Source organism: Leptospira yanagawae serovar Saopaulo str. Sao Paulo = ATCC 700523 (assembly GCF_000332475.2).
Classification (GTDB): domain Bacteria; phylum Spirochaetota; class Leptospiria; order Leptospirales; family Leptospiraceae; genus Leptospira_A; species Leptospira_A yanagawae.
The window spans coordinates 65,318-84,085 of sequence record NZ_AOGX02000024.1; the positions used below are offsets into that span (position 1 = coordinate 65,318).

Sequence of the window (18,768 nt, forward strand, 5' to 3'; positions counted from 1 at the left end):
AGGGAGAGAGGCTTTTTTAGATTCAACGTATGACAAACCAAATACCAAAAGTTGCCGTGATTATGGGCTCCTATTCTGATTGGGATACCATGAAAGAAACATGTGAGATCTTAACTGAATTTGGTATTCCATTTGAGAAAGAAATTGTCTCGGCTCACCGTTCACCCGAACGGATGTTTGAGTTTGCAAAAAATGCAAAAAACAATGGATTTGGAGTTATCATTGCTGGAGCGGGAGGTGCTGCCCACCTACCGGGAATGACAGCATCACTTACCACCTTGCCAGTATTAGGTGTTCCAGTGCTGTCGAAATCTTTAAATGGAATGGATAGTTTACTTTCTATTGTCCAAATGCCAAAAGGTGTTCCTGTTGGTACACTTGCGATTGGCACCAGTGGCGCTGCCAATGCAGGCCTTCTGGCTGTAAGAATTCTTTCGATCACTCATCCTAACTTAACGAAAAAACTGGAAGAGTATGCAAATTCCAACCGAATTGCAGCACTTTCCAAAAATGACCAATTGATTATGGAATCCAAATGAAAATCGGTGTTTTGGGATCTGGCCAACTTGGCCAAATGATGTGTTTGGAGGCCATTCCACTTGGGTATGGATTTTATAGTTTTTCTCCCGATTCCAATTCTCCATCGGAAAAAGTGGGAGCAAAAGTGACGATTGCACCTTACGAATCTCATAAAGAACTCAAAACATTTTTAGACAAAGTGGATGTCCTTAGTTTTGAATTTGAGAACATACCAAAAACGACATTGGAATACTTAGGGGAACAAACCGTAGTTAAGGTGTTCCCTCCGCCAAAGGCATTGATCATTGCTCAAGACCGGTATTTAGAAAAATCCCATTTCCGGAAATTAGGGTTTCGTACAGCAGAATTCTTTCATCTTACAAAAAAAACCTCGCAAATTGAAGTGGCGATTGAATTCCCTTGGATCATCAAAACATTACGTTTTGGTTATGATGGCAAAGGCCAAGTCAAAATCAAAAATAAATCGGAATACGAAACATTTTTAACATCAGCGTTTCCATCCGAAGCTTCTGAATACTTAATTGAGGAAGTGATTCCTTTTCAAAAAGAAATCAGCATCATCCTCACTCGTTTCCAAAATGGTGACATTGTTTGTTACGGAGCAGTTGAAAACGAACATAAAGATCATATATTAGATCTTTCTATTTTTCCTGCACGAATTCCAGTCAGTTTAAATTTGGAAGCAATTGAAATGGCATCCAAACTTGCTGAATCATTGCATTATGTTGGAACAATGGGAGTTGAGTTCTTTTTAAAAGACAATACATTGTATTTGAATGAGTTTGCGCCAAGACCTCATAATACAGGTCATTACACACAAGATTGTCAAAGTTTTTCACAGTTTTATTTGCATGTACAAGCCATTACAGGAAAACTTCCTCCAACAGATGTTCGGCCAAAACCCACTCTGATGAAAAACATACTGGGCAATGCCTATGAAGAAAGTCTAAACAATGCAAATGAATTATTAAAAGATGATCGCTACCGGCTCCATTTGTATGCGAAAGAGGATGCAAAACCAGGTAGAAAAATGGGCCATATGAACTTTAAAGGAAATTTAGAAGAAGTAAATCCCCTCTTTCATGAACTTTAAACCGAGTGGAATGACTTTCAAACACGATTGTTGATTAAACTCACACCCCAGTCCCTCACATTCCCTGCCCCTAAACACAAAAGGATATCCCCTGGTTTAAGATTTCGTTTTATTGTTTCTAAATCTGAATTTAAATCACCACTTAACATTGTTGGAGGATTCAAATTCAAAAAAGGCAAAAAACTCATCGAACTAATTCCAGGTATTGGAGTTTCTCCTGCCGAATAAATTGGTAGTAAATATAAAAAGTCTGCATTTAACAAAGATGTTGCGAGATCTTCTAATAATAATTTAGTTCTCGTAAAACGATGGGGTTGGAAGAGCACATGGAGATTACCCTTTTCTCCTTGTTTTTCCTTCAAGGAATTGATGACCATTTTGATTTCCGTTGGATGGTGGCCATAATCATCTATCACGGTCACTTCCGTCCATTTGCCTAAAATTTCCTGACGTCGTTTCACTCCAATGTAACGAGAAAGGATTTGTATGGAATCAGAAGGATTGATACCTATCCTAAAAGCACAAGTCACTGCCACAAGTCCATTAGTAAGGTAATGCACTCCTGGGTATGGCAATGTTAAACGATAGGTTTTATTCGCTAATTGAAAATTGATTTCGTCTTTTCCCAATTGATAGAGAACTGTTGTGATTTGATTTTTCCATTTATTTTGCAAATTTTGAAACCAATCTTCTTTTACGATTTCATCCGAAACTAAGAGACTTAAATGGAACTCAGGATGGAACGACAAAGCATCGTGTTTGGTTTGCAATACGGATTGAATCCCTGGGTCACCACAAAAGAGAATGGTATCACCTGGTGATTGAAATCCCATGTACGCAAAAAATGCTTCTTCTAATCTTTCTCGAGTTTGGTAATAGTCAAGATGGTCATTGTCAATATTGGTAAGTAGTCTATAAAAAGCCTTATGCCCAAGAAAGGTTCCATCCGATTCATCCGATTCATAAACAGCATAATTTCCGGAACCGATTTTCCCCCCACGTTTTTGTAGTAAACTGGTATCACCACCAATCATGATGGTCGGATCAAATCCCTTCTCTGTTAGAATTTGGGAAACCATAGTAGTTGTGGATGTTTTTCCATGGCTACCGGCAACAGAAATGGATTTTTGCCTAGAGACAAGTAAATGCATAAACTCAGATCGATGTTGTAAAGGAATGCCGAGTCCTTTGATCGTAGCAAAAACATCTTTGTGTTTATCATTGATCGCTGAACTATACACTACCATTTCGATACCTTCCAAAGGGATTTCTGCAACTGAATGGTAAATGGTACAACCACGTTCTTTTAAAAAATCAGTTGTTTCTGAACTTTTTTTGTCATAACCGATGACTGGAATGTGTAAGTCGATGCTCATATGGGCAAGACTTGACATCCCACTTCCGCCGATTCCTAAAAATAAAATGGGGCCTTTCACTCGTTACAAGTTCCTATTTTGGATCAGAAAAGAAATAGGAAACGGTTTGGTAAGCGGCATTCACATTTGACAAAGCCAAACTTACATGTCCCATTTCTCGTAACACTTCTGAATTATCTTTCCAAGATAATAAATACTTCACGAGAGGCGTTGGATCATCACTTGTAGAGTGGATGGTTACTGCAGCCCCTTCTTTTTCTAAATAATTGGCATTCGCCTTTTGGTGGTTATCTGCTGCAAAAGGATAAGGGATAAGAATCATCGGTAACCCAAATACCAAACATTCCGCAATAACACCTGCACCAGACCTTGCCACAACTAAGTTTGCCCATTCGTAATTGGGTTTCATATCATTTGCATAGGAAATAATTTCCGCTCCATCACTGGCCCTACTTTTTGTTTCTTCGTAAAGATTTGTGCCTGTTAATAAACGAAATTTATATTTTGAGGCAATTTCTGGGTTTTCCATTGTCTTTAAAATCATTTGGTTTAACTGACGTGCTCCTTGAGAACCACCTAACACGAGAACATTTATTGTATTCTTTTTACCTTCATGCAGATTTTCGTTTTGCCTAATATTTAAATGTTCCGGAATCACACGGCCACGAATCGGATTTCCGATCGTTTTTCCTGGGATTTGGTATCCTTCTGCTAGTGGAAAACTAAAGGCAATTTTTTTGGCAAATCTGGAGAAGACTCTCGTGATTTTTCCGGGAACACAATTTTGTTCACATAAATACAAGGGTTTACGAAATAAAATTGCATATAGAATTGCAGGTAAACTTGAATATCCACCCATACCGATGACTGCATTCACTCGCAGTTTTCGAAAACGTAGGATGGTTTTTATAAATGGAATGATAAATAAAATTGGATAGAAGATTGTTTTTAGGCCTCCAACTTGGGGTACATTGTGCCATAAAACTTCACAAGGAGGTTGTAAAAGATCTGGGTTATTCTTATTTCTAACCAGAGAATGGATGTAAACCGTATCAAATCCAAACACATTTGCTTTTTCACTTAAGATTTCGGCAAGAGCCACACCTGGAGAGATATGACCTCCTGTCCCACCTGCTGCTATCACGACAGATCCATTCATACGACCAAATTCTCTTTACTCGTAATGTTGGCAAGAATTCCGAAGAGGATAAAAATTGTGAGGAGTGATGAACCACCATAACTCATAAATGGAAGAGAGATCCCTGTCACAGGTACAATCCCAGTGATTACAAATAAGTTCAAAATCGTTTGAAAACCGAATAAAATGAGAATCCCTGATCCCAAAAAAAATCCTAATTTATCTTTTGTGCGCTCTAATAACATAAAGATTCGTACCATAAGGAATAGTACAACTACGATAAAAAATAAAAAACCAAGGAATCCAAAATCTTCTACAAAAGAAGATAAAACAAAGTCAGTATGGCTATAGGCTAAATACCTGTGCGCATAACCTGTTCCTACAGCTTTTCCTGTTGTAGCCCCATCAAAAAACGCACGAAAACTAGTGACCAATTGGTGGCCTTCATCAAAACGAAATTTGTAAGGATCAAGCCAAATTTCCAAACGTTTTTTTCTGTAACCAACTTGTGTGACAAGAACCACAAGCAGTGGAATGACAGAGGCTCCCAAAATAAAAAGGCGTTTCATAGGGAAACCAGCAAGTAAAACAAAGAAAAATAAAACTAAAAGTAATTCAACTGTGGTACCAAACGCAGGTTCGATGACGATCAGCAAAAGGGTTAAAAATATAACAACAATAGAAATAATTTTTTTCCTATCCCATTTGATTTTCATAAAATCAAAATTGTAAAAAAAATAAGAGGAGAAAAGTAAAATGCTGATTTTGGCAAATTCAGAAGGTTGGATTTGGAAACCAGCTATTTGGATCCAACGATTAAAACTTCTACCATAACTTGTTCCCACAGATTTTCCTAATCCTGGTATAAATACGGCGACGAGTAGTAACAAACTAAATAGGGAAAATACAAAGGACCATTTTACCAAAAACTGATATGGAATTTGGCAAAAAATTAGGAATAAAAATATACCAATCCCACCCCATAACAATTGTTTTTTTAGGTAATAATATGAATCTGAAAACTCTCGTTCCGCAGGAATGACTGATGCACTAAACATCACAATGATTCCCATGCCAAATAATAAAAACATCGAAAAAAGCAAAGGTCCATCAAACCTTGATGAACCAATTCTTAAAATCGATTTTATGGAACGGATCAATTCCATTATTGAATTTTTAATGTAGATAAAGTGATGATGGCAAGGATGATACCAATGATCCAAAATCGGATCACTACTTTTTCTTCTGACCAACCCGATAGTTCAAAATGATGGTGGAGAGGAGCCATTTTAAAAATACGTTTTCCAGTGAGTTTAAAGGATCCAACTTGTAAAATCACACTCACTGCTTCCGCTACAAAAATCCCACCAAGTATTACTAGTAAAATTTCTTTTTTCAACATGATGGCAACTAAACCAAGTGTAGAACCTAAAAAGAGTGAGCCTGTGTCTCCCATAAACACTTGAGCCGGATGGCAATTGAACCATAAAAAACCAAGTAAGGCACCAGATAAACCTGCAAGAAAAACAGAATACTCATGGGAACCAGGAAGGTAAGGAATGTGTAAATAATTCGCGGCGGAAGGTGTGCCAGAAACATAAGAGATCAATGCAAACGTTGCCGTGGAAATGACAACGGTGCCCGAAGCCAATCCATCTAGTCCATCCGTTAAATTCACAGCATGTGAACTGCCAATTAACACAAGTATGGCGAATGGTACTGCCAGTAATCCTAAATTCCAAACTGGTCCCTTTACAAATGGTAAAAATAAATCAGTAATTGTAAAAACAATTCCTTTGTTCCCATTGGTATTGGATTTTCCGGTGTAATAAAAATACAAAGTGGTGATTGTCACGGCAAAGAGAATGGTCACAATGAATTTTGTACGAGCTCTCATCCCTCCTTTGATTTTTTTCACTGATTTCATATAATCATCTGTAAATCCAAGACCTGCAAAAAGGATTGCAGAAACTAAAAGTAAAATCACATTCAAATTGGATAAATTTCCCCATAACAGTGTAGAAATGGTAAGGGATAAAATCATGATAAGCCCACCCATCGTCGGCGTTCCCGATTTGGTAGCATGAGATTGTGGGCCATCATTTCGTACGGACTCTCGAAATTTTAATGATAACAAAAAGGAAATCAAAGATTTTCCGAAGATAAAAGTGATGAACATGGATGTGAGACCTGCCATCATTGCGCGGAGTGTTACATAACTAAACACTCTTAAAAAACCATAATCATTACCAAATGTTTCATAAATCCATTGGAACATACTGTATCCTCTATCTTCCGCTACTTAAATTTAAAAAAGCTTTCTCTAATTCTTCAAAATCTACAAATTTAGTTTTTTCTTTTCCGATAATTTGGTAGGTTTCATGGCCTTTGCCAGCAACCACCAAAATTCCATCTCGATCGAGAAGGGCAACGGCTCTGTTGATTGCCTGTTTTCTATCAGTAATCTTTTCATATCGTTTGAATCCTCTGGAAAACCCAGCTTCTATTTCATCCAATATGGTATCTGGATTTTCAGTTCTTGGATTGTCAGAAGTAAGGATCACATAATCCGCGTAAGTTTCCGAAATTTTCGCCATTTGTGGTCGTTTCGTTCGATCCCTGTCCCCACCACAACCAAACAAACAAATGAGTTGTTTTGGAGCAATTTCCACACAACTTTTTAGAATATTCTCAAGGGCATCTGGTGTATGTGCGTAATCAACAACAGCGATCCGAGAACGATCAGGATAAGGAACCACTTGGAAACGTCCTGGAACCGTTGGAATGGATTCAACTGCAGAAACAACTTCTTCCCATGGAAACCCTAACTCATAGGCAATCGATAAAGCGAATGCAGTATTAAAAACATTAAAATTACCAAGTAAATTCGTGCGAATGCTTCTTACTTCAATAAAAGGAAGATTTTTTTCTTTTTTATGAAAACGATATTCACTTCCAAGTAAAGATAGTTTGGTGTTACTATAATGGAACTCACCTGACTTACCTAATATATAAATAGGTGATTTGAGTTTGGTTTCTCTGATTTTTTGGATCATTCGTTCCCCAAAAGAAACATCTCCAGCCACAAGTCCAAATTTGTTTTTTACAGATGATTGTTCGAGGAGTTGGAAAATTTTAAACTTACTTTCAAAATAATCTTCCATACTTTCATGGAAATCTAAGTGGTCTTGTGTTAGATTCGTAAATCCCGCACATGTAATTTCAATGCCAGCCACTCTGCCTAATTTTAAACCATGGCTACTCATTTCCATAAATACATATTCCACACCTTCTTCTAACATCTCTTTTAGTAACAAGTTAAGAGAAGAGGCATCGGGTGTCGTATATCCAGATTCTAAAATTCGATCCAAAATTTGGATTTGGACAGTTCCAATGAGTGCTGCCTTTTTTCCAAGTTTCTTTGCGATATGAAATAAGATAAACGTTAAGGATGTTTTTCCATTGGTTCCCGTAATCCCGATGATCTTTAGTTTTTTTGAAGGTGACCCTGCTAATAACGATGCAATTTTTCCATGGAGGTCACCTAACGGGTCTTCTGATTCGAGAATTGTTGTAAATGATTGTAATCCTTTTAGTTTCAATTGGCGTTTGGATACCAAAATCACTTGGCAACCTTTTTCCCTAGCCATTTGGATGTAAGATTCTAAGACCTCATCCTTCCCTTCAGGCAAAACGAATAAATCGGAATTGGTTAACTTACGGCTGTCTGCCCAAACGTAGTGAATGTCTAGGTTTGGTTCACCTTGGATGAGTTTGATTTCGGGAATTTTTTTGATGATATCTGTGAGTTTCATGGTTTCACTTTAGATGGTGACTCTGGAATGGGTGGGAGTTCAATGGTGACGGTTCGGTTGCCTAAACTAATCGGTAAAAATTGATAGGTCCTTCGGTACAGAGTTTCGATTCGTTCGGCTGAAGTGTAGGATACGATTCCAATTTTGAGTTCGTCATTTTTTCTTTTTAACTCTTCTTTGGTGGCACTCCTTTCATGGATTGTCCTTTGCAGTTTTGCCTTCTCTAATCCTTGCCAAACATGAAAGAAAAAAAAACCAAGAAATGGGAAAAGGACCACAAAAGGTTGGATTGGTTCAAAAAAATCAAAAACCAATCCAGGCATTGATTTGATTGATTGTGTCATTTTTCCCATCTATTTTCTTTTATCGGATGTATTTTCATAAGTCCTCTTAATTTTGCCGATCGAGATGCTCTGTTTTCTTTGATTTCCTGGTCTGTCGGTAAAATGGGTTTTTTCGTAAGGATTTCAAAATGGTCAGTTGCTTTTAGATCCCGAAAGGTCCATTTGACGATTCGGTCTTCTAGAGAATGGAAGGAAATACAAGTAAGAACACCTCCAATCTTTAAAACCTTTGCGAGGGCTCGAATGCCTTTGTCAGCATGCAATAATTCTTCGTTCACTTCAATTCGTAGAGCCTGGAATATCCTGGTGGCGGGGTGGGATTCTTTTGGCCAAAATTTTCTGGGAATGGATGCTTCTACTAGTTTTGCAAGGTCTGTACTCGTTTCAAATTTCTTTTTGTGTCTCGTCTGTACGATGTTATTTGCAATTTTTAGCGCCCATCTTTCTTCTCCATATTCCCAAAATACTTTTTTTAAATGGAGGATGGAACTATAGTTCACGACATCGGCTGCCGTTTTCATCCCGACCTGTGGTTCGAGTCGCATATCCAAAGGTTCTTCATTTTTAAACGTAAATCCCCTCCCTGAATGGAGGAAATGGAAAAGGGATACTCCAAGATCCACGAGCGCCCCATCAAGACCTTCACAACCAACTTCCGAAAGGATCGATTCATCCACTTCTGAAAAATTCATTTGAAATGCATGGACTCTCTCGAGGGATCCAAGCTCTCTTAAGATTTCTTTTTTTGCCCGTTCCAACATCACTGCATCACGGTCGATTAAGATTAAATTTGCTTCGGGAAAGGTTTTTAAGATGAGTTTGGAATGACCACCTTCTCCTGCCGTTCCATCTAAAAACCATTTTGGATTTGGGCTTTTTGTCTGTTGTAGGAGGGCAATGACTTCACTCGGAAGGACGGGTATGTGAGGAGATTCTAACACTGTTACTTTCTTACTGTATTCCTGTCAAAATCCTTGCAATCCTTTAATCCTTTCCTGAGATTGAAAGTATCGATGAGTTCCTTTGAAGAGCATTCCATTCGTAAAAACTTATTTAGTGTTGGTAAATTGGGATATGCCAAAGGGGACAGACCCAATGTGGAATGTATCCTTTGTGGGGTCCGGGATCGAAATGAAATTGTCCCGAATCTCACCATTGCGGAAACGAAACTTTCCATTGTTTCGATTAATTTATTTCCTTACAACCCAGGGCACATCATCATTTTCCCGAAACGCCATATCATCAGTTATTTGGAACTTTCGGATGAAGAGGCTTTGGACATCCACCAGTTAACTCAAAAAACCATGCGGATTTTAGAGAAACAATGGAAGGTGCAAGGGTTCAATACGGGTTATAATCTTGGCAAAAACAGTGGTGGTTCCATCCCTCATATACATGAACACATTGTCCCTAGGTTTCCCAATGAGGCAGGATTTCTCGACGTTTTATCCAATACAAGGATCGTCATCTATGAACCTTACCAAATGTGGGAAGACCTAAAAAAACTTTGGGTGCTGGAAGAGGACTAATTCCATTACACTTTCTTTTGGTAAATGGTATGCCCAAGGAACTTAAATTGGTCTGAGATTCCAAACATGGTCTCCGAATGGCCAAGGATCAAATACCCTTTGGGTTTTAAACTCACTTCAAAATTTTGAAATAAGGTCTTTTGTGTGGGCTTATCAAAGTAAATCACCACGTTCCTACAAAATATCAAATCGAGTTTGTCTGTGATCGGAAATGGAAAGTGTAACAAATTGATTTGGCGAAAGTCAACGAGGGCCTTGAGGTGAGGTTTTACTTCAAAATAAACATGGTCTTTCTCTTTGAATTCGTTGAAGTGTTTTTTCTTTAAGGCCTCGGAGACTGGTTCTAACCTATCATCCCGATACACTCCTTTTTTTGCCGTCATTAGGACTTGTGTATCAATGTCTGATGCATAAATCTTACAATTCCAACCAGGCTTATTTTGGAAATAATCATACACTGTGATGGCAATCGAATACGGCTCTTCTCCAGTGGATGAAGCCGAACACCATATCCGTAATGTTTTTGGGGCTCCTGTTTCACTTGCGAGTTTTTCCAATTGAGGGAAATAATCATTTTTAAGAAATTCAAAGTGATGGTTTTCGCGGAAAAAATCAGTTTTATTCGTTGTTATGCGATTGATGAGTTCTTGCATCTCTTGGGTCGCAAAATTTTGATCTAGTTTTAATTTTGCCACATAGTCTTCAAAACTAGGGATCCCAAGTGTACGTAACCTTGCATTCAGCCTGGATTGCACCATGATCTTTTTGTGCGGAGCTAGGAAAATTCCAGCTTGTTTGTACACTAAATTTTTGATGAATTCAAACTCGGCATCACCGATTGTGTTTAAAGATGTTCGAAAGTCCAATTTGCCCTCACGAAGATTCAACAGAGTTTTTTCCATCTGACAAGTTGTTTTTTCTAATAAAGGTTCATTCATGAAGATTGGCATCGTAAAACACCTAAATGCGCGTCCCCTCACCCTCTATTTTGAAAGGTCGCCTGCGTTTATTCCCGTGTATGAGAACCCAAGTGTTCTCATTGAACTCCTAAAAAAGGGAGAACTTGACTGTGCGCTCGTCTCTTCGATCGAATGTGTCCGCAACGAGGATCAGTTCGACCATACCAAAATTGTAGGAGTATGTGCAAGGGATATCGTTCGGTCTGTTTTATATTTCCAAAATGAAACGGAATCAGGGGTTCCCAAACAAGTTTTTACCGACAAAGGCTCTCGGTCCAGTGTTTGCCTCCTCCAATGTTTATTCCACTTGGAATATGGAAAAATGGTGGAAGTGATTCCAACTGATGCAAAAGAGATTTCATTGATGATGGAAGAAGGAAAAGGTTCTCATTTGTTATTTGGTGACCATGCCCTTTTGCAAACTCCTGTCCCCGGTTACCAAGTTGTGGACTTGGCGGAATGGTGGAACCGGATCACCGGGCTCTATTTCTGTTTTGCGTTTTGGGCTTACCCAAAAGGAAAACAATGGGACAATCAAATTTTTTTGACAGCTTTGGAATATGGTTTAAAAGAACTTCCAAACATCATCAGTGAGGAAAAACGACTTCCCATTGCCATCACAGATCGTTACCTAAAACAAGAGTTACACTTTATCCCCGAAAAAAAGAATTTGGAGGGGTTCTCTCTTTTCATCCAAACGGCTAAAGAATTGAAATTACTTTAAAATTAAAAAAATCGGATTTTGTATTCCCAAGATTTTGATTCCGGATTTTCTAAAGTATCTTGCAAGGGAATTTGGTAAATCAAATTCCCAAGTCCAATAAAACCTCTGTTAGAACTGCATTCGGAATCTTTTGGAAATAAAACTTTAAATTGGATTTTTCCTTCTCTTAGCAAACGAGAAGTCTCTGAAATGATTTTTTTTTCACCAGCACTCGAATCTAAAATCGCATTGTCTGTGAGATTGGGAAAATCTCGTTTAACCGATAGGGAGCGAGGTTTTGTTTTGATTGTAAAGGTTCCGATGAGAACACCTTCTAAGTGGGTTGGGTCTTCAAAGTCTAACTTGTAAGATACCTTACCTTTGCGTTTGAAATACATATCGGTGGTTTCAGATTTTTCTAATTCACGAAAAGTAAAATCCCTTACTTGTAAATTATTGTTTGATTTCTTCTTAACAGATGTTAGGATTTCTTCTTTTGATGTTGGTAAAAATTTTACAAGGGATTCGTTTGAATCTTTTTTGAGAGGGACAGTGTATGAGATTTCGACCGTCCCGGAACTCAATTTGCGAAAGAGAATGGTCTCTTCGTATTCAAAACATCCATAACAAAAAACGAGTAAAAATAAAACAAAACGGAACACACCCTAGACTTCCCCATAGAGAAAATCTAGGGTCAAGGACTATTTCGAAACAGGATAGGCTTCGTTCCCGTGTTCGAGGATATCCAAACCTAACAGTTCTTCTTCTTCCGAAACACGAAGTCCTACAGTTTTTTTAATGAGGTAAAACATAAGTAAACTTACTGGGAATGCCCAAAAGAATGCTGTGGCCACTCCAATGGCTTGTGCAGCAAATTGTGCAAAACCGGCTCCATAAAAGAGTCCCGTATCCAAACTAAACAATCCATAGGCCAATGTGCCCCAGGCCCCACACACTCCATGCACGGAAACCGCACCCACAGGATCGTCGATTTTCCGATTGTCCAAAAAGAGAACTGAGATGATGACAAGAATCCCTGCAACCAGTCCAATGATGACAGAACCGAGAATGCTCACGTTATCACAAGGGGCAGTGATGGCCACAAGTCCCGCAAGGCCACCATTCAGCGTGAGTCCAATTTCAGGTTTTTTGAAAAGATACCAAGTGAGCGCCATAGCACTGAGGGCTCCCGCACAAGCTGCCATATGGGTAACCACTGCAATTTTAGCAAAACTTCCTCCCTCGATGGATGTCGTTGAACCTGGGTTAAATCCAAACCAACCAAACCATAAAATGAAAACACCTAGGGCTGCCATCGACATGTTATGACCTAAGATCGGATATACCCTCCCATCAGTTTGGAATTTCCCCATCCTAGGACCTACAACGATTGCACCAGCAAGACCTGCCCAAGCACCGATGCTATGCACCACTGTGGAACCTGCAAAATCATGAAACCCTACACCTTCTCCGCCCCCAAGACCAAGTGTTTCTAAAAATCCAGTCGAAATTCCAAGTAAACTTCCCCAAGCAAGGGAACCAAATACAGGATAAATGAAGGCAGTGATGATCACGGAAAAAATTAGGTAAGCAGAAAACTTAGTTCGTTCCGCCATGGCTCCCGAAACAATGGTGGCCGCTGTGGCAGCAAAAACAATTTGGAAGATAAAAAACGTATATTTGCCTGGGTCCATACTCCCATCTTCCGCATTGATGAGAGATTCTGCAAACGAAGGAACCCCAATTCCAAATCCATCCAATACTTGTGGACCAAACATAATCGAAAATCCAATGAGCCAATAGGCGATTGCACCAACGGTTAAGTCGGAGAAGTTTTTCATAAGGATGTTCACGGCATTTTTTGCTCTCGTAAAACCAGCTTCCACATAGGCAAAACCAGCTTGCATAAAAAAAACTAAAAACGCAGCAATACATGTCCAAACCCAATTGGCTTCTTGTTTTGTCGTTTCAAGTGCCAACTTAGTTTCGGCAAGAGAGGTTTTGATATCCGCTAAATCTTTTGCCAAAGATTCAAGGCTTTCTTTTTCACCAACTGCCACGGTTTCAGCACTCAAACTGCTAAAGAATAAAAGGGCAATAATTGTAAAATATACTCCGAAATGTTTCATATAACTTTCCTTAACTGGCTTTTTGGGTATGTGACTCTAATCTCAGAAGTGAAGATTTTAATTCTAAACTTTGAGGTGTGTTTTTTACGCCTTGTTGCAATACCTTGATTGCTTTTGGTTTCGCATTTTCTTTCAAATAACATTGAGCAAGTAAAATACTTGCTTTGGCAAAACTATGATCACTCGAAAGAGCCATCTTTAGGGCACGTTTTGCCTCTGATATCATTCCTGCTTTGTAATAAGCTCTCCCCATCATAAAATGGGAAGCAGCAGTATTATCACCTGAGGTTCGTAAGTATTCCTCTAAATACCGAATCGCCTCTTTGTATTTGCCATCGCGGTAATACATTTTGCCAAGAAAAACCAAAATTTCTTTTAAAGAAGAATCAATGCTAAATGCTTTGAGCGCTTGTGCATATGCTTCTTCCATTTTCATTTTGGAATTGGATTGTTTCGCTAATTGGATGTAATGCGAAGCTTCAGGAATCGAATCTCCACAATATAAAAAGAGGAAACTCAAATCGTCTCCATTTGGAACTTCCCCTTGGTAAGCCCGAAAACGTTTGATAAAGGAAGCAGATAGTTTTTTTAAATCAACTTTTCCCCTACCTTCGATCACAAGTTTTTCTCGTTCATCATGCAACCAGGATTGGATCCTTTCCACACCCACTTCGTCTTTTAAGTGGTTCCTTTGTTCGCTAAACCCATCAGAGATTAATAATAGAAAGTCTCCTGGTTCAAGTTTCCCTTGTTTTTCCTCATAATCAGCTTTCCGAACAGGTAAAATTCCAAGGGGGACCCCTTTGGTATCATATTGTATGAAGGTATCATCAGATGCCTTGTAATGTAACATCCTTTGGTGGCCCGCGTTTACATACCCAAAGGTATAATCACTAAAAATCCGTACCATAAAGGCTGTGAAGTATGTGGATTCCGGGAGTTGCTCCCGTAATTTTTCACCTAATTCTTCCATGATTTCGGTAAGTCCAAGACCTGCCATAACCGACCGTCTGAATTGGTGGTGGATTGCCATCGTAACAAGGGCTGCGGGAATTCCATGCCCTGATACATCGATGTTAATCGCTGTTAACGAGTGGCCTTGTCTGACAATGTCTACTAAATCTCCACTCACTTCTGCCATTGGTTCATAGTGACTTGCAAAATAGATTCCATTCCATGCACTTAAGTCTTGAGGTAAGATTTGACTTTGGACATTGCGACCCATTTTCAAATCCCATTCTAATTGGTTGAGGATGGCAGCTTCTCTTGCCCTTGCTGTCACAAGCCCTTCAATGAGGCGTACCCCATAAAGAGCAAGTGCGAGTTGGGAAGTTAATGCTTCTAGAATTTCTAAATCATCGATGATGTAAAAGTTTTCCCTTTCACTTTCCACAGCAAGAGTACCTAATATCTCTTCCTTTTGCATGATGGGAACACACATTACTGATTTCGTTTTTTCCCCCTCATCAAAGTAATGCGCTGAACGTGAAAGATCATTGACGAGCATTGGTTCTTTCGTTTCAAAAACGGTTCCCGAATACCCTTCTCCACTCGTTAAATTCCTGCGTGGAGGTTCCGTTTCTTTCACAAACTTTACTGGGACTAAAAATTCACCATCCCATAAGCGGAGTGTCGTGTTATCTGATTCGAAAATCTCCTGACAAATCAGGATGACCTTGGAAAAGAGTTGGTCTTCTCTATCTAAGTTGGCAAATTCTTTGGAGATATAAAGGAGGATTGCAATTTTATCTTTGTCTGTTAATCCTCCCACAACTTTGTTCTGTCCGCGGAAGTTGACGAGCATTCGTTTGGAAACTTTGAAATCAACCATATTGGATACCTTTCTCCTTTAGATGCAAGTATCGTACCGACGATGCATCTCGCCTAAAGAAGTAAAATTATCCTATATTTCTCTACAAACTGGAGAGATTCCGTACAAATCGTCTGGACTGTGTTTATGGAAATCAACCAATTTGCTTATATTATAAGCAAATGATGTTCGTAATTAGAACTGGACCTGGAGTTGGGCTGCCATTCTGGTTTCCGCACCTTCCCTTTCTGGCACACTGATCCCTGATCTTTGGATGGAAACTGCATAGAGATAGCCTTCCCCAAACCAATTGGGAAATAATGAACCAGCAACTCCCAAAGAAGCTGTATAAAATCCACGTAATTCTGTTTCCATTCGAATTTCTTTTCCGACACCAGTTAAAAACTGAAACCCTTCTGGTTTTCCAATCGCCAAACTTACATTACCCGAATACATCGTTCGGATTGGATATGCAATGTATTGGTTTGAATTATTTAAACTCACGCTGGTTTGTTCGTAAAATTTTCTAGACAACTCTAATTGCAAAAAAATCCAATCACTCCATAGGTATCCAAAGCCAACTAATGCCCGTTCGGGGAGTTTTTCTTTAAGCCTTTCAGATCCTAAGTATTCATCAAAACGATATTTGCCCGGTGATTCGAAAAGGAATCCAAAACGAAAGTTCTCATATTGAATGGCTGTGGAAATAGATACATTCCAAGAATAAGAACTATATCCACCCAATCGCCCTGATACACTTGGGCCAATTTGCAGACCAAAACTAATGTATGGATTTAATTTCCAGTTGGCAAAGGTTTGGAAGGCATAATTGGAATAACGTTCATCAGATGGGAAAGAACGTAAATAAACTGGTTTTCCCCGGAGTCCAAATCCCAAGGATTCAGAAAATGAATAGTACCCTGCACCCGATAAGTACAATGGCGAAATTTTTCCATTCGCATGACTACCGTTTACCGAAACATCTAAAATATGTTTCGATTGGTAGGACAAAAAAGCAGTATTTCCATATAAACTTCCCATTTGGTTGTTACTGACAACACCTTGGGATGATAAACCTAACAAATAGGCTGAAGGATAGGTTACATCGAAACCTGAAATTTGAGCGAATATCGAAGAAAAGGGAAATGTGGAGAGAGAAAAAAGGAAAATCACTCCTACCCATTTTGATTTGAAAATCATTTACTGCCATTCCTTCATAGATTTACTGGAAAGAAAAGGGATTTCTCATGACAAAACCAATGTACAAACAATTTCGTTCCCCGCAAGGTTGGTATTCCTTTCTGTTTCCAGTTTCTTGGGAACATATGGTTGTGGAAGAGATTCCCGCTTTTTTTCACCCAGATGGTGGTGGTGCCTTACAAGTTTACGCTTTTGAATCCAAAGCCGAATATTTCGACATTGATAAAGAACTAGAAAACTATTTAAAAATACATGAAATTGATTATGACCCGGAAAAGGTAGCCGTATTTGAAAACAACGAAGGTTCATCCATCCGTGCTTGTGAATTTATGAGGGAAGATCGAGTTTGGATGGTGTATATGGTAGCCAATAAAGAAAGGATGATTTTACTCACTTACAATTCCGACGAAGAAGTGGGGGATGAACTTTTCCAACAATTAACAAATATCATTAGTTCTGTCAGATTTTTAAACTAAATTCTACTTTACAGATTCCTAAATCTCTATATGTTCTAGTCCACCGTTTTAGTTGGAATTAGGAGTCACCATGAAAAAAATAGGTTATGGAATTGGAGCATTTTTTGGCGCAATTCTTCTAATCATTATCATCGCATTTGTTTTAGCTGGGAGTATCATCACTCCAAGTTTTCTGGTAAAACAAATCGAATCATCCTTAAACGTTCGTGCCCATGTCGAAAAAGTAAATATCAATCTTTTTAATGTTTTATCGGGGATAGAAATTGAAGGTATCGTCCTTGCACCAAGAGATGAAGTCGCAAACAAAGGAACTCCACTGGACGAAAGAAAATCGAAACCAAAAGGAACGATCCAATTTGGCAAAGTAGATGTAAAAATATCTTTCCTTGCCTTGTTAACCAAAACGATTAAGGTCAACAAATTGGTGTTAAAACAACCAGAAATTTCCCTCACCATGAATGAAGATGGAGGAAATAATTTAACATCCCTTTTCAAAACTCCTAAAATTGTGGATGGGGAAAAAAATCCAGCTCTCTCTCCCGAAGCCTTAGCGGAAAAAAAAGCTGCCGAGGAAGAAGAAGCAAAAGAAAAAGCGAGTGCCCCCCCTTCGGGTCCCTTTTCCATCAAAGATGTTCCCATTGCCATCAAAATGGGACTTGTTGGCATCCAAGAAGGGAACATACAAGTTAACATGCGTAAAACGGGCCAACAAATTCTCGTTCAAAAATTAGATTTGGAAATTACTGATATTGATATCGATGGCAGTGATCTCGCTTCGCATAACAGTTTAGATGTGAATTTTGATGCCGATGTCACAATCATTGGAAGGAACAAAAAAGAAGCGGCAAAATTTTTACTCGAAACAGGTGGAAAGGTCACTCCTTTTGTTGTTAAAACTGGACTTGTGAATCCAAAGGTGATTTATGAAGTCACCATGAAAGAAGATTCGTTTCTTTCTGGATTTGCTGCCTTTGATGCAATCGCTGGTGAGTTACCTGCGTTGAACCAAGCAGGTCTCAAACTTGACAAACTCAAAGAAAAAGCAGAACTAAAAAAAGATGTCAGTTTTAAAGTAGAATATAGCAACGGTAAGGTTACCTTCCTTGACGAACCTACATTCCCTACAAAAAATTATGACTTGCAAATCACGAAAGGTTCATACATCGTAACAACTACCAATTACCATGAAATGAGAATGGGAATGTTGTATGATGAAGATGAGTCTAAAAAATCCCTCGCATCAGTGGATGAAAAAATCAAACAAGCCACAAAAGGCCAAGGGGACCCAAAAGCACTCCGCAATAAAATTGTTGGGAATTTAGTAAAGGATGACCGTTTGTTCATACCGTTTCGCACCTACGGCGATATCCGTAATCCAAATGTAGAACTGGGAGTGGGACTTGGCACTCTCACAGATCTCGTCGGTGGAGCCGTAAAAGAAGTGATCAAAGGGAAAGCTGGTGATGCTTTGAAAAAAATCCCTGGTGCAGGTGATGCCTTAAAGGGATTAGGATTTTAATCGTATTGGGATAAAACCGAAACGGCATATCTAGGTACAAAAAAGGGACCGGCGAGTAAGTTCGTTTCGGTCCCTTTTGGATTAGATACCAAAACGCTGATCGAAAGGCTCTTTCAGCATCTTGGGTTTGTTTTTTA

General features: G+C 38.9%; 18 protein-coding genes. 6 read left to right on the plus strand and 12 right to left on the minus strand.

All coding sequences use genetic code 11. The features are described 5' to 3' along the window. The first annotated feature begins 29 nt into the window (after nucleotides 1-29). Together purE and LEP1GSC202_RS11965 are read left to right on the plus strand one after the other, a co-directional pair. Entirely contained in the window at nucleotides 30-539 is a 510-nt protein-coding gene (gene purE, locus LEP1GSC202_RS11960; protein WP_015678055.1) for a 5-(carboxyamino)imidazole ribonucleotide mutase, read from the plus strand. Continuing rightward, on the plus strand, nucleotides 536-1,633 hold the full coding sequence (locus tag LEP1GSC202_RS11965) for a 5-(carboxyamino)imidazole ribonucleotide synthase (protein WP_015678399.1): 1,098 nt from the start codon (nucleotides 536-538) through the stop codon (nucleotides 1,631-1,633). Before purE ends, LEP1GSC202_RS11965 begins: the two co-directional genes overlap by 4 nt. Nucleotides 1,634-1,650: 17 nt before the next feature. Here the strand turns inward: LEP1GSC202_RS11965 and murC are convergent, their stop codons facing one another. From murC to rsmH, 7 genes are read right to left on the minus strand one after another with little or no spacing between them, the layout of a single operon-like run. After that, nucleotides 1,651-3,069 (minus strand): UDP-N-acetylmuramate--L-alanine ligase, encoded by a 1,419-nt coding sequence (gene murC / locus LEP1GSC202_RS11970; protein ID WP_015678198.1) that lies wholly within the window; start codon nucleotides 3,067-3,069, stop codon nucleotides 1,651-1,653. Between the two features lie 13 nt (nucleotides 3,070-3,082). Next, a complete protein-coding gene (locus LEP1GSC202_RS11975) occupies nucleotides 3,083-4,168 on the minus strand; it encodes a UDP-N-acetylglucosamine--N-acetylmuramyl-(pentapeptide) pyrophosphoryl-undecaprenol N-acetylglucosamine transferase (RefSeq protein ID WP_015678110.1) in 1,086 nt (361 codons plus the stop codon). Then, a complete protein-coding gene (locus LEP1GSC202_RS11980; protein ID WP_039928968.1) occupies nucleotides 4,165-5,313 on the minus strand; it encodes an FtsW/RodA/SpoVE family cell cycle protein in 1,149 nt (382 codons plus the stop codon). Before LEP1GSC202_RS11980 ends, LEP1GSC202_RS11975 begins: the two co-directional genes overlap by 4 nt. Continuing rightward, on the minus strand, nucleotides 5,313-6,425 hold the full coding sequence (mraY, locus tag LEP1GSC202_RS11985) for a phospho-N-acetylmuramoyl-pentapeptide-transferase (RefSeq protein WP_015678059.1): 1,113 nt from the start codon (nucleotides 6,423-6,425) through the stop codon (nucleotides 5,313-5,315). The genes LEP1GSC202_RS11980 and mraY overlap by 1 nt, the downstream gene beginning before the upstream one ends. 10 nt (nucleotides 6,426-6,435) lie before the next feature. Next, nucleotides 6,436-7,962, minus strand: coding sequence for a UDP-N-acetylmuramoyl-L-alanyl-D-glutamate--2,6-diaminopimelate ligase (locus LEP1GSC202_RS11990; protein WP_015677967.1), 1,527 nt, complete (start codon nucleotides 7,960-7,962; stop codon nucleotides 6,436-6,438). Then, nucleotides 7,959-8,315, minus strand: a complete 357-nt coding sequence (locus tag LEP1GSC202_RS11995) for a hypothetical protein (protein WP_015678007.1) — start codon at nucleotides 8,313-8,315, stop codon at nucleotides 7,959-7,961. Before LEP1GSC202_RS11995 ends, LEP1GSC202_RS11990 begins: the two co-directional genes overlap by 4 nt. Further along, entirely contained in the window at nucleotides 8,303-9,247 is a 945-nt protein-coding gene (rsmH, locus tag LEP1GSC202_RS12000; RefSeq protein WP_015678046.1) for a 16S rRNA (cytosine(1402)-N(4))-methyltransferase RsmH, read from the minus strand. The genes LEP1GSC202_RS11995 and rsmH overlap by 13 nt, the downstream gene beginning before the upstream one ends. 72 nt (nucleotides 9,248-9,319) lie before the next feature. Here rsmH and LEP1GSC202_RS12005 point away from each other — a divergent pair, with 72 nt between their 5' ends. Continuing rightward, nucleotides 9,320-9,835: an HIT family protein gene (locus LEP1GSC202_RS12005; RefSeq protein WP_015678125.1), complete on the plus strand. Its 516-nt coding sequence runs from the start codon at nucleotides 9,320-9,322 to the stop codon at nucleotides 9,833-9,835. A gap of 5 nt (nucleotides 9,836-9,840) precedes the next feature. Here LEP1GSC202_RS12005 and LEP1GSC202_RS12010 read toward each other — a convergent pair whose 3' ends face one another. Continuing rightward, nucleotides 9,841-10,737 (minus strand): CheR family methyltransferase, encoded by an 897-nt coding sequence (locus tag LEP1GSC202_RS12010; protein WP_051125360.1) that lies wholly within the window; start codon nucleotides 10,735-10,737, stop codon nucleotides 9,841-9,843. Nucleotides 10,738-10,771: 34 nt separating this feature from the next. Here LEP1GSC202_RS12010 and LEP1GSC202_RS12015 point away from each other — a divergent pair, with 34 nt between their 5' ends. After that, on the plus strand, nucleotides 10,772-11,518 hold the full coding sequence (locus LEP1GSC202_RS12015) for a menaquinone biosynthetic enzyme MqnA/MqnD family protein (protein ID WP_015678251.1): 747 nt from the start codon (nucleotides 10,772-10,774) through the stop codon (nucleotides 11,516-11,518). Nucleotides 11,519-11,520: 2 nt separating this feature from the next. On the opposite strand, the gene LEP1GSC202_RS12020 is transcribed toward LEP1GSC202_RS12015, so the two are convergent. From LEP1GSC202_RS12020 to LEP1GSC202_RS12035, 4 genes are all read right to left on the minus strand, one after another. Then, nucleotides 11,521-12,159, minus strand: coding sequence for an LIC11874 family lipoprotein (locus LEP1GSC202_RS12020; protein WP_015677959.1), 639 nt, complete (start codon nucleotides 12,157-12,159; stop codon nucleotides 11,521-11,523). Between the two features lie 39 nt (nucleotides 12,160-12,198). Further along, on the minus strand, nucleotides 12,199-13,626 hold the full coding sequence (locus LEP1GSC202_RS12025; RefSeq protein ID WP_015678359.1) for an ammonium transporter: 1,428 nt from the start codon (nucleotides 13,624-13,626) through the stop codon (nucleotides 12,199-12,201). A 10-nt stretch (nucleotides 13,627-13,636) separates the two neighbouring features. Continuing rightward, nucleotides 13,637-15,457 (minus strand): GAF domain-containing SpoIIE family protein phosphatase, encoded by a 1,821-nt coding sequence (locus LEP1GSC202_RS12030; protein WP_015678245.1) that lies wholly within the window; start codon nucleotides 15,455-15,457, stop codon nucleotides 13,637-13,639. Nucleotides 15,458-15,631: 174 nt separating this feature from the next. After that, the gene (locus LEP1GSC202_RS12035; protein ID WP_015678095.1) at nucleotides 15,632-16,636 is read right to left on the minus strand and encodes a hypothetical protein; all 1,005 of its coding nucleotides are present in this window, start codon (nucleotides 16,634-16,636) and stop codon (nucleotides 15,632-15,634) included. Between the two features lie 47 nt (nucleotides 16,637-16,683). Between LEP1GSC202_RS12035 and LEP1GSC202_RS12040 the strand changes: the two genes are divergently transcribed. Together LEP1GSC202_RS12040 and LEP1GSC202_RS12045 are read left to right on the plus strand one after the other, a co-directional pair. Continuing rightward, nucleotides 16,684-17,112 (plus strand): hypothetical protein, encoded by a 429-nt coding sequence (locus LEP1GSC202_RS12040; protein WP_015678230.1) that lies wholly within the window; start codon nucleotides 16,684-16,686, stop codon nucleotides 17,110-17,112. Nucleotides 17,113-17,182: 70 nt separating this feature from the next. Then, entirely contained in the window at nucleotides 17,183-18,631 is a 1,449-nt protein-coding gene (locus tag LEP1GSC202_RS12045) for an AsmA family protein (RefSeq protein WP_015678260.1), read from the plus strand. Nucleotides 18,632-18,768 lie beyond the last annotated feature (137 nt).

What these genes read in the sequence shown, in the direction of transcription:
- purE (WP_015678055.1), top strand. Translation starts at nt 30, where the DNA reads ATGACAAACCAAATACCAAAAGTTGCCGTGATTATGGGCTCCTATTCT.
- LEP1GSC202_RS11965 (WP_015678399.1), top strand. Translation starts at nt 536, where the DNA reads ATGAAAATCGGTGTTTTGGGATCTGGCCAACTTGGCCAAATGATGTGT.
- LEP1GSC202_RS11975 (WP_015678110.1), bottom strand. Translation starts at nt 4,168, where the DNA reads ATGAATGGATCTGTCGTGATAGCAGCAGGTGGGACAGGAGGTCATATC.
- LEP1GSC202_RS11980 (WP_039928968.1), bottom strand. Translation starts at nt 5,313, where the DNA reads ATGGAATTGATCCGTTCCATAAAATCGATTTTAAGAATTGGTTCATCA.
- mraY (WP_015678059.1), bottom strand. Translation starts at nt 6,425, where the DNA reads ATGTTCCAATGGATTTATGAAACATTTGGTAATGATTATGGTTTTTTA.
- LEP1GSC202_RS11990 (WP_015677967.1), bottom strand. Translation starts at nt 7,962, where the DNA reads ATGAAACTCACAGATATCATCAAAAAAATTCCCGAAATCAAACTCATC.
- LEP1GSC202_RS11995 (WP_015678007.1), bottom strand. Translation starts at nt 8,315, where the DNA reads ATGGGAAAAATGACACAATCAATCAAATCAATGCCTGGATTGGTTTTT.
- LEP1GSC202_RS12005 (WP_015678125.1), top strand. Translation starts at nt 9,320, where the DNA reads ATGAGTTCCTTTGAAGAGCATTCCATTCGTAAAAACTTATTTAGTGTT.
- LEP1GSC202_RS12010 (WP_051125360.1), bottom strand. Translation starts at nt 10,737, where the DNA reads ATGGAAAAAACTCTGTTGAATCTTCGTGAGGGCAAATTGGACTTTCGA.
- LEP1GSC202_RS12015 (WP_015678251.1), top strand. Translation starts at nt 10,772, where the DNA reads ATGAAGATTGGCATCGTAAAACACCTAAATGCGCGTCCCCTCACCCTC.
- LEP1GSC202_RS12025 (WP_015678359.1), bottom strand. Translation starts at nt 13,626, where the DNA reads ATGAAACATTTCGGAGTATATTTTACAATTATTGCCCTTTTATTCTTT.
- LEP1GSC202_RS12030 (WP_015678245.1), bottom strand. Translation starts at nt 15,457, where the DNA reads ATGGTTGATTTCAAAGTTTCCAAACGAATGCTCGTCAACTTCCGCGGA.
- LEP1GSC202_RS12035 (WP_015678095.1), bottom strand. Translation starts at nt 16,636, where the DNA reads ATGATTTTCAAATCAAAATGGGTAGGAGTGATTTTCCTTTTTTCTCTC.
- LEP1GSC202_RS12040 (WP_015678230.1), top strand. Translation starts at nt 16,684, where the DNA reads ATGACAAAACCAATGTACAAACAATTTCGTTCCCCGCAAGGTTGGTAT.
- LEP1GSC202_RS12045 (WP_015678260.1), top strand. Translation starts at nt 17,183, where the DNA reads ATGAAAAAAATAGGTTATGGAATTGGAGCATTTTTTGGCGCAATTCTT.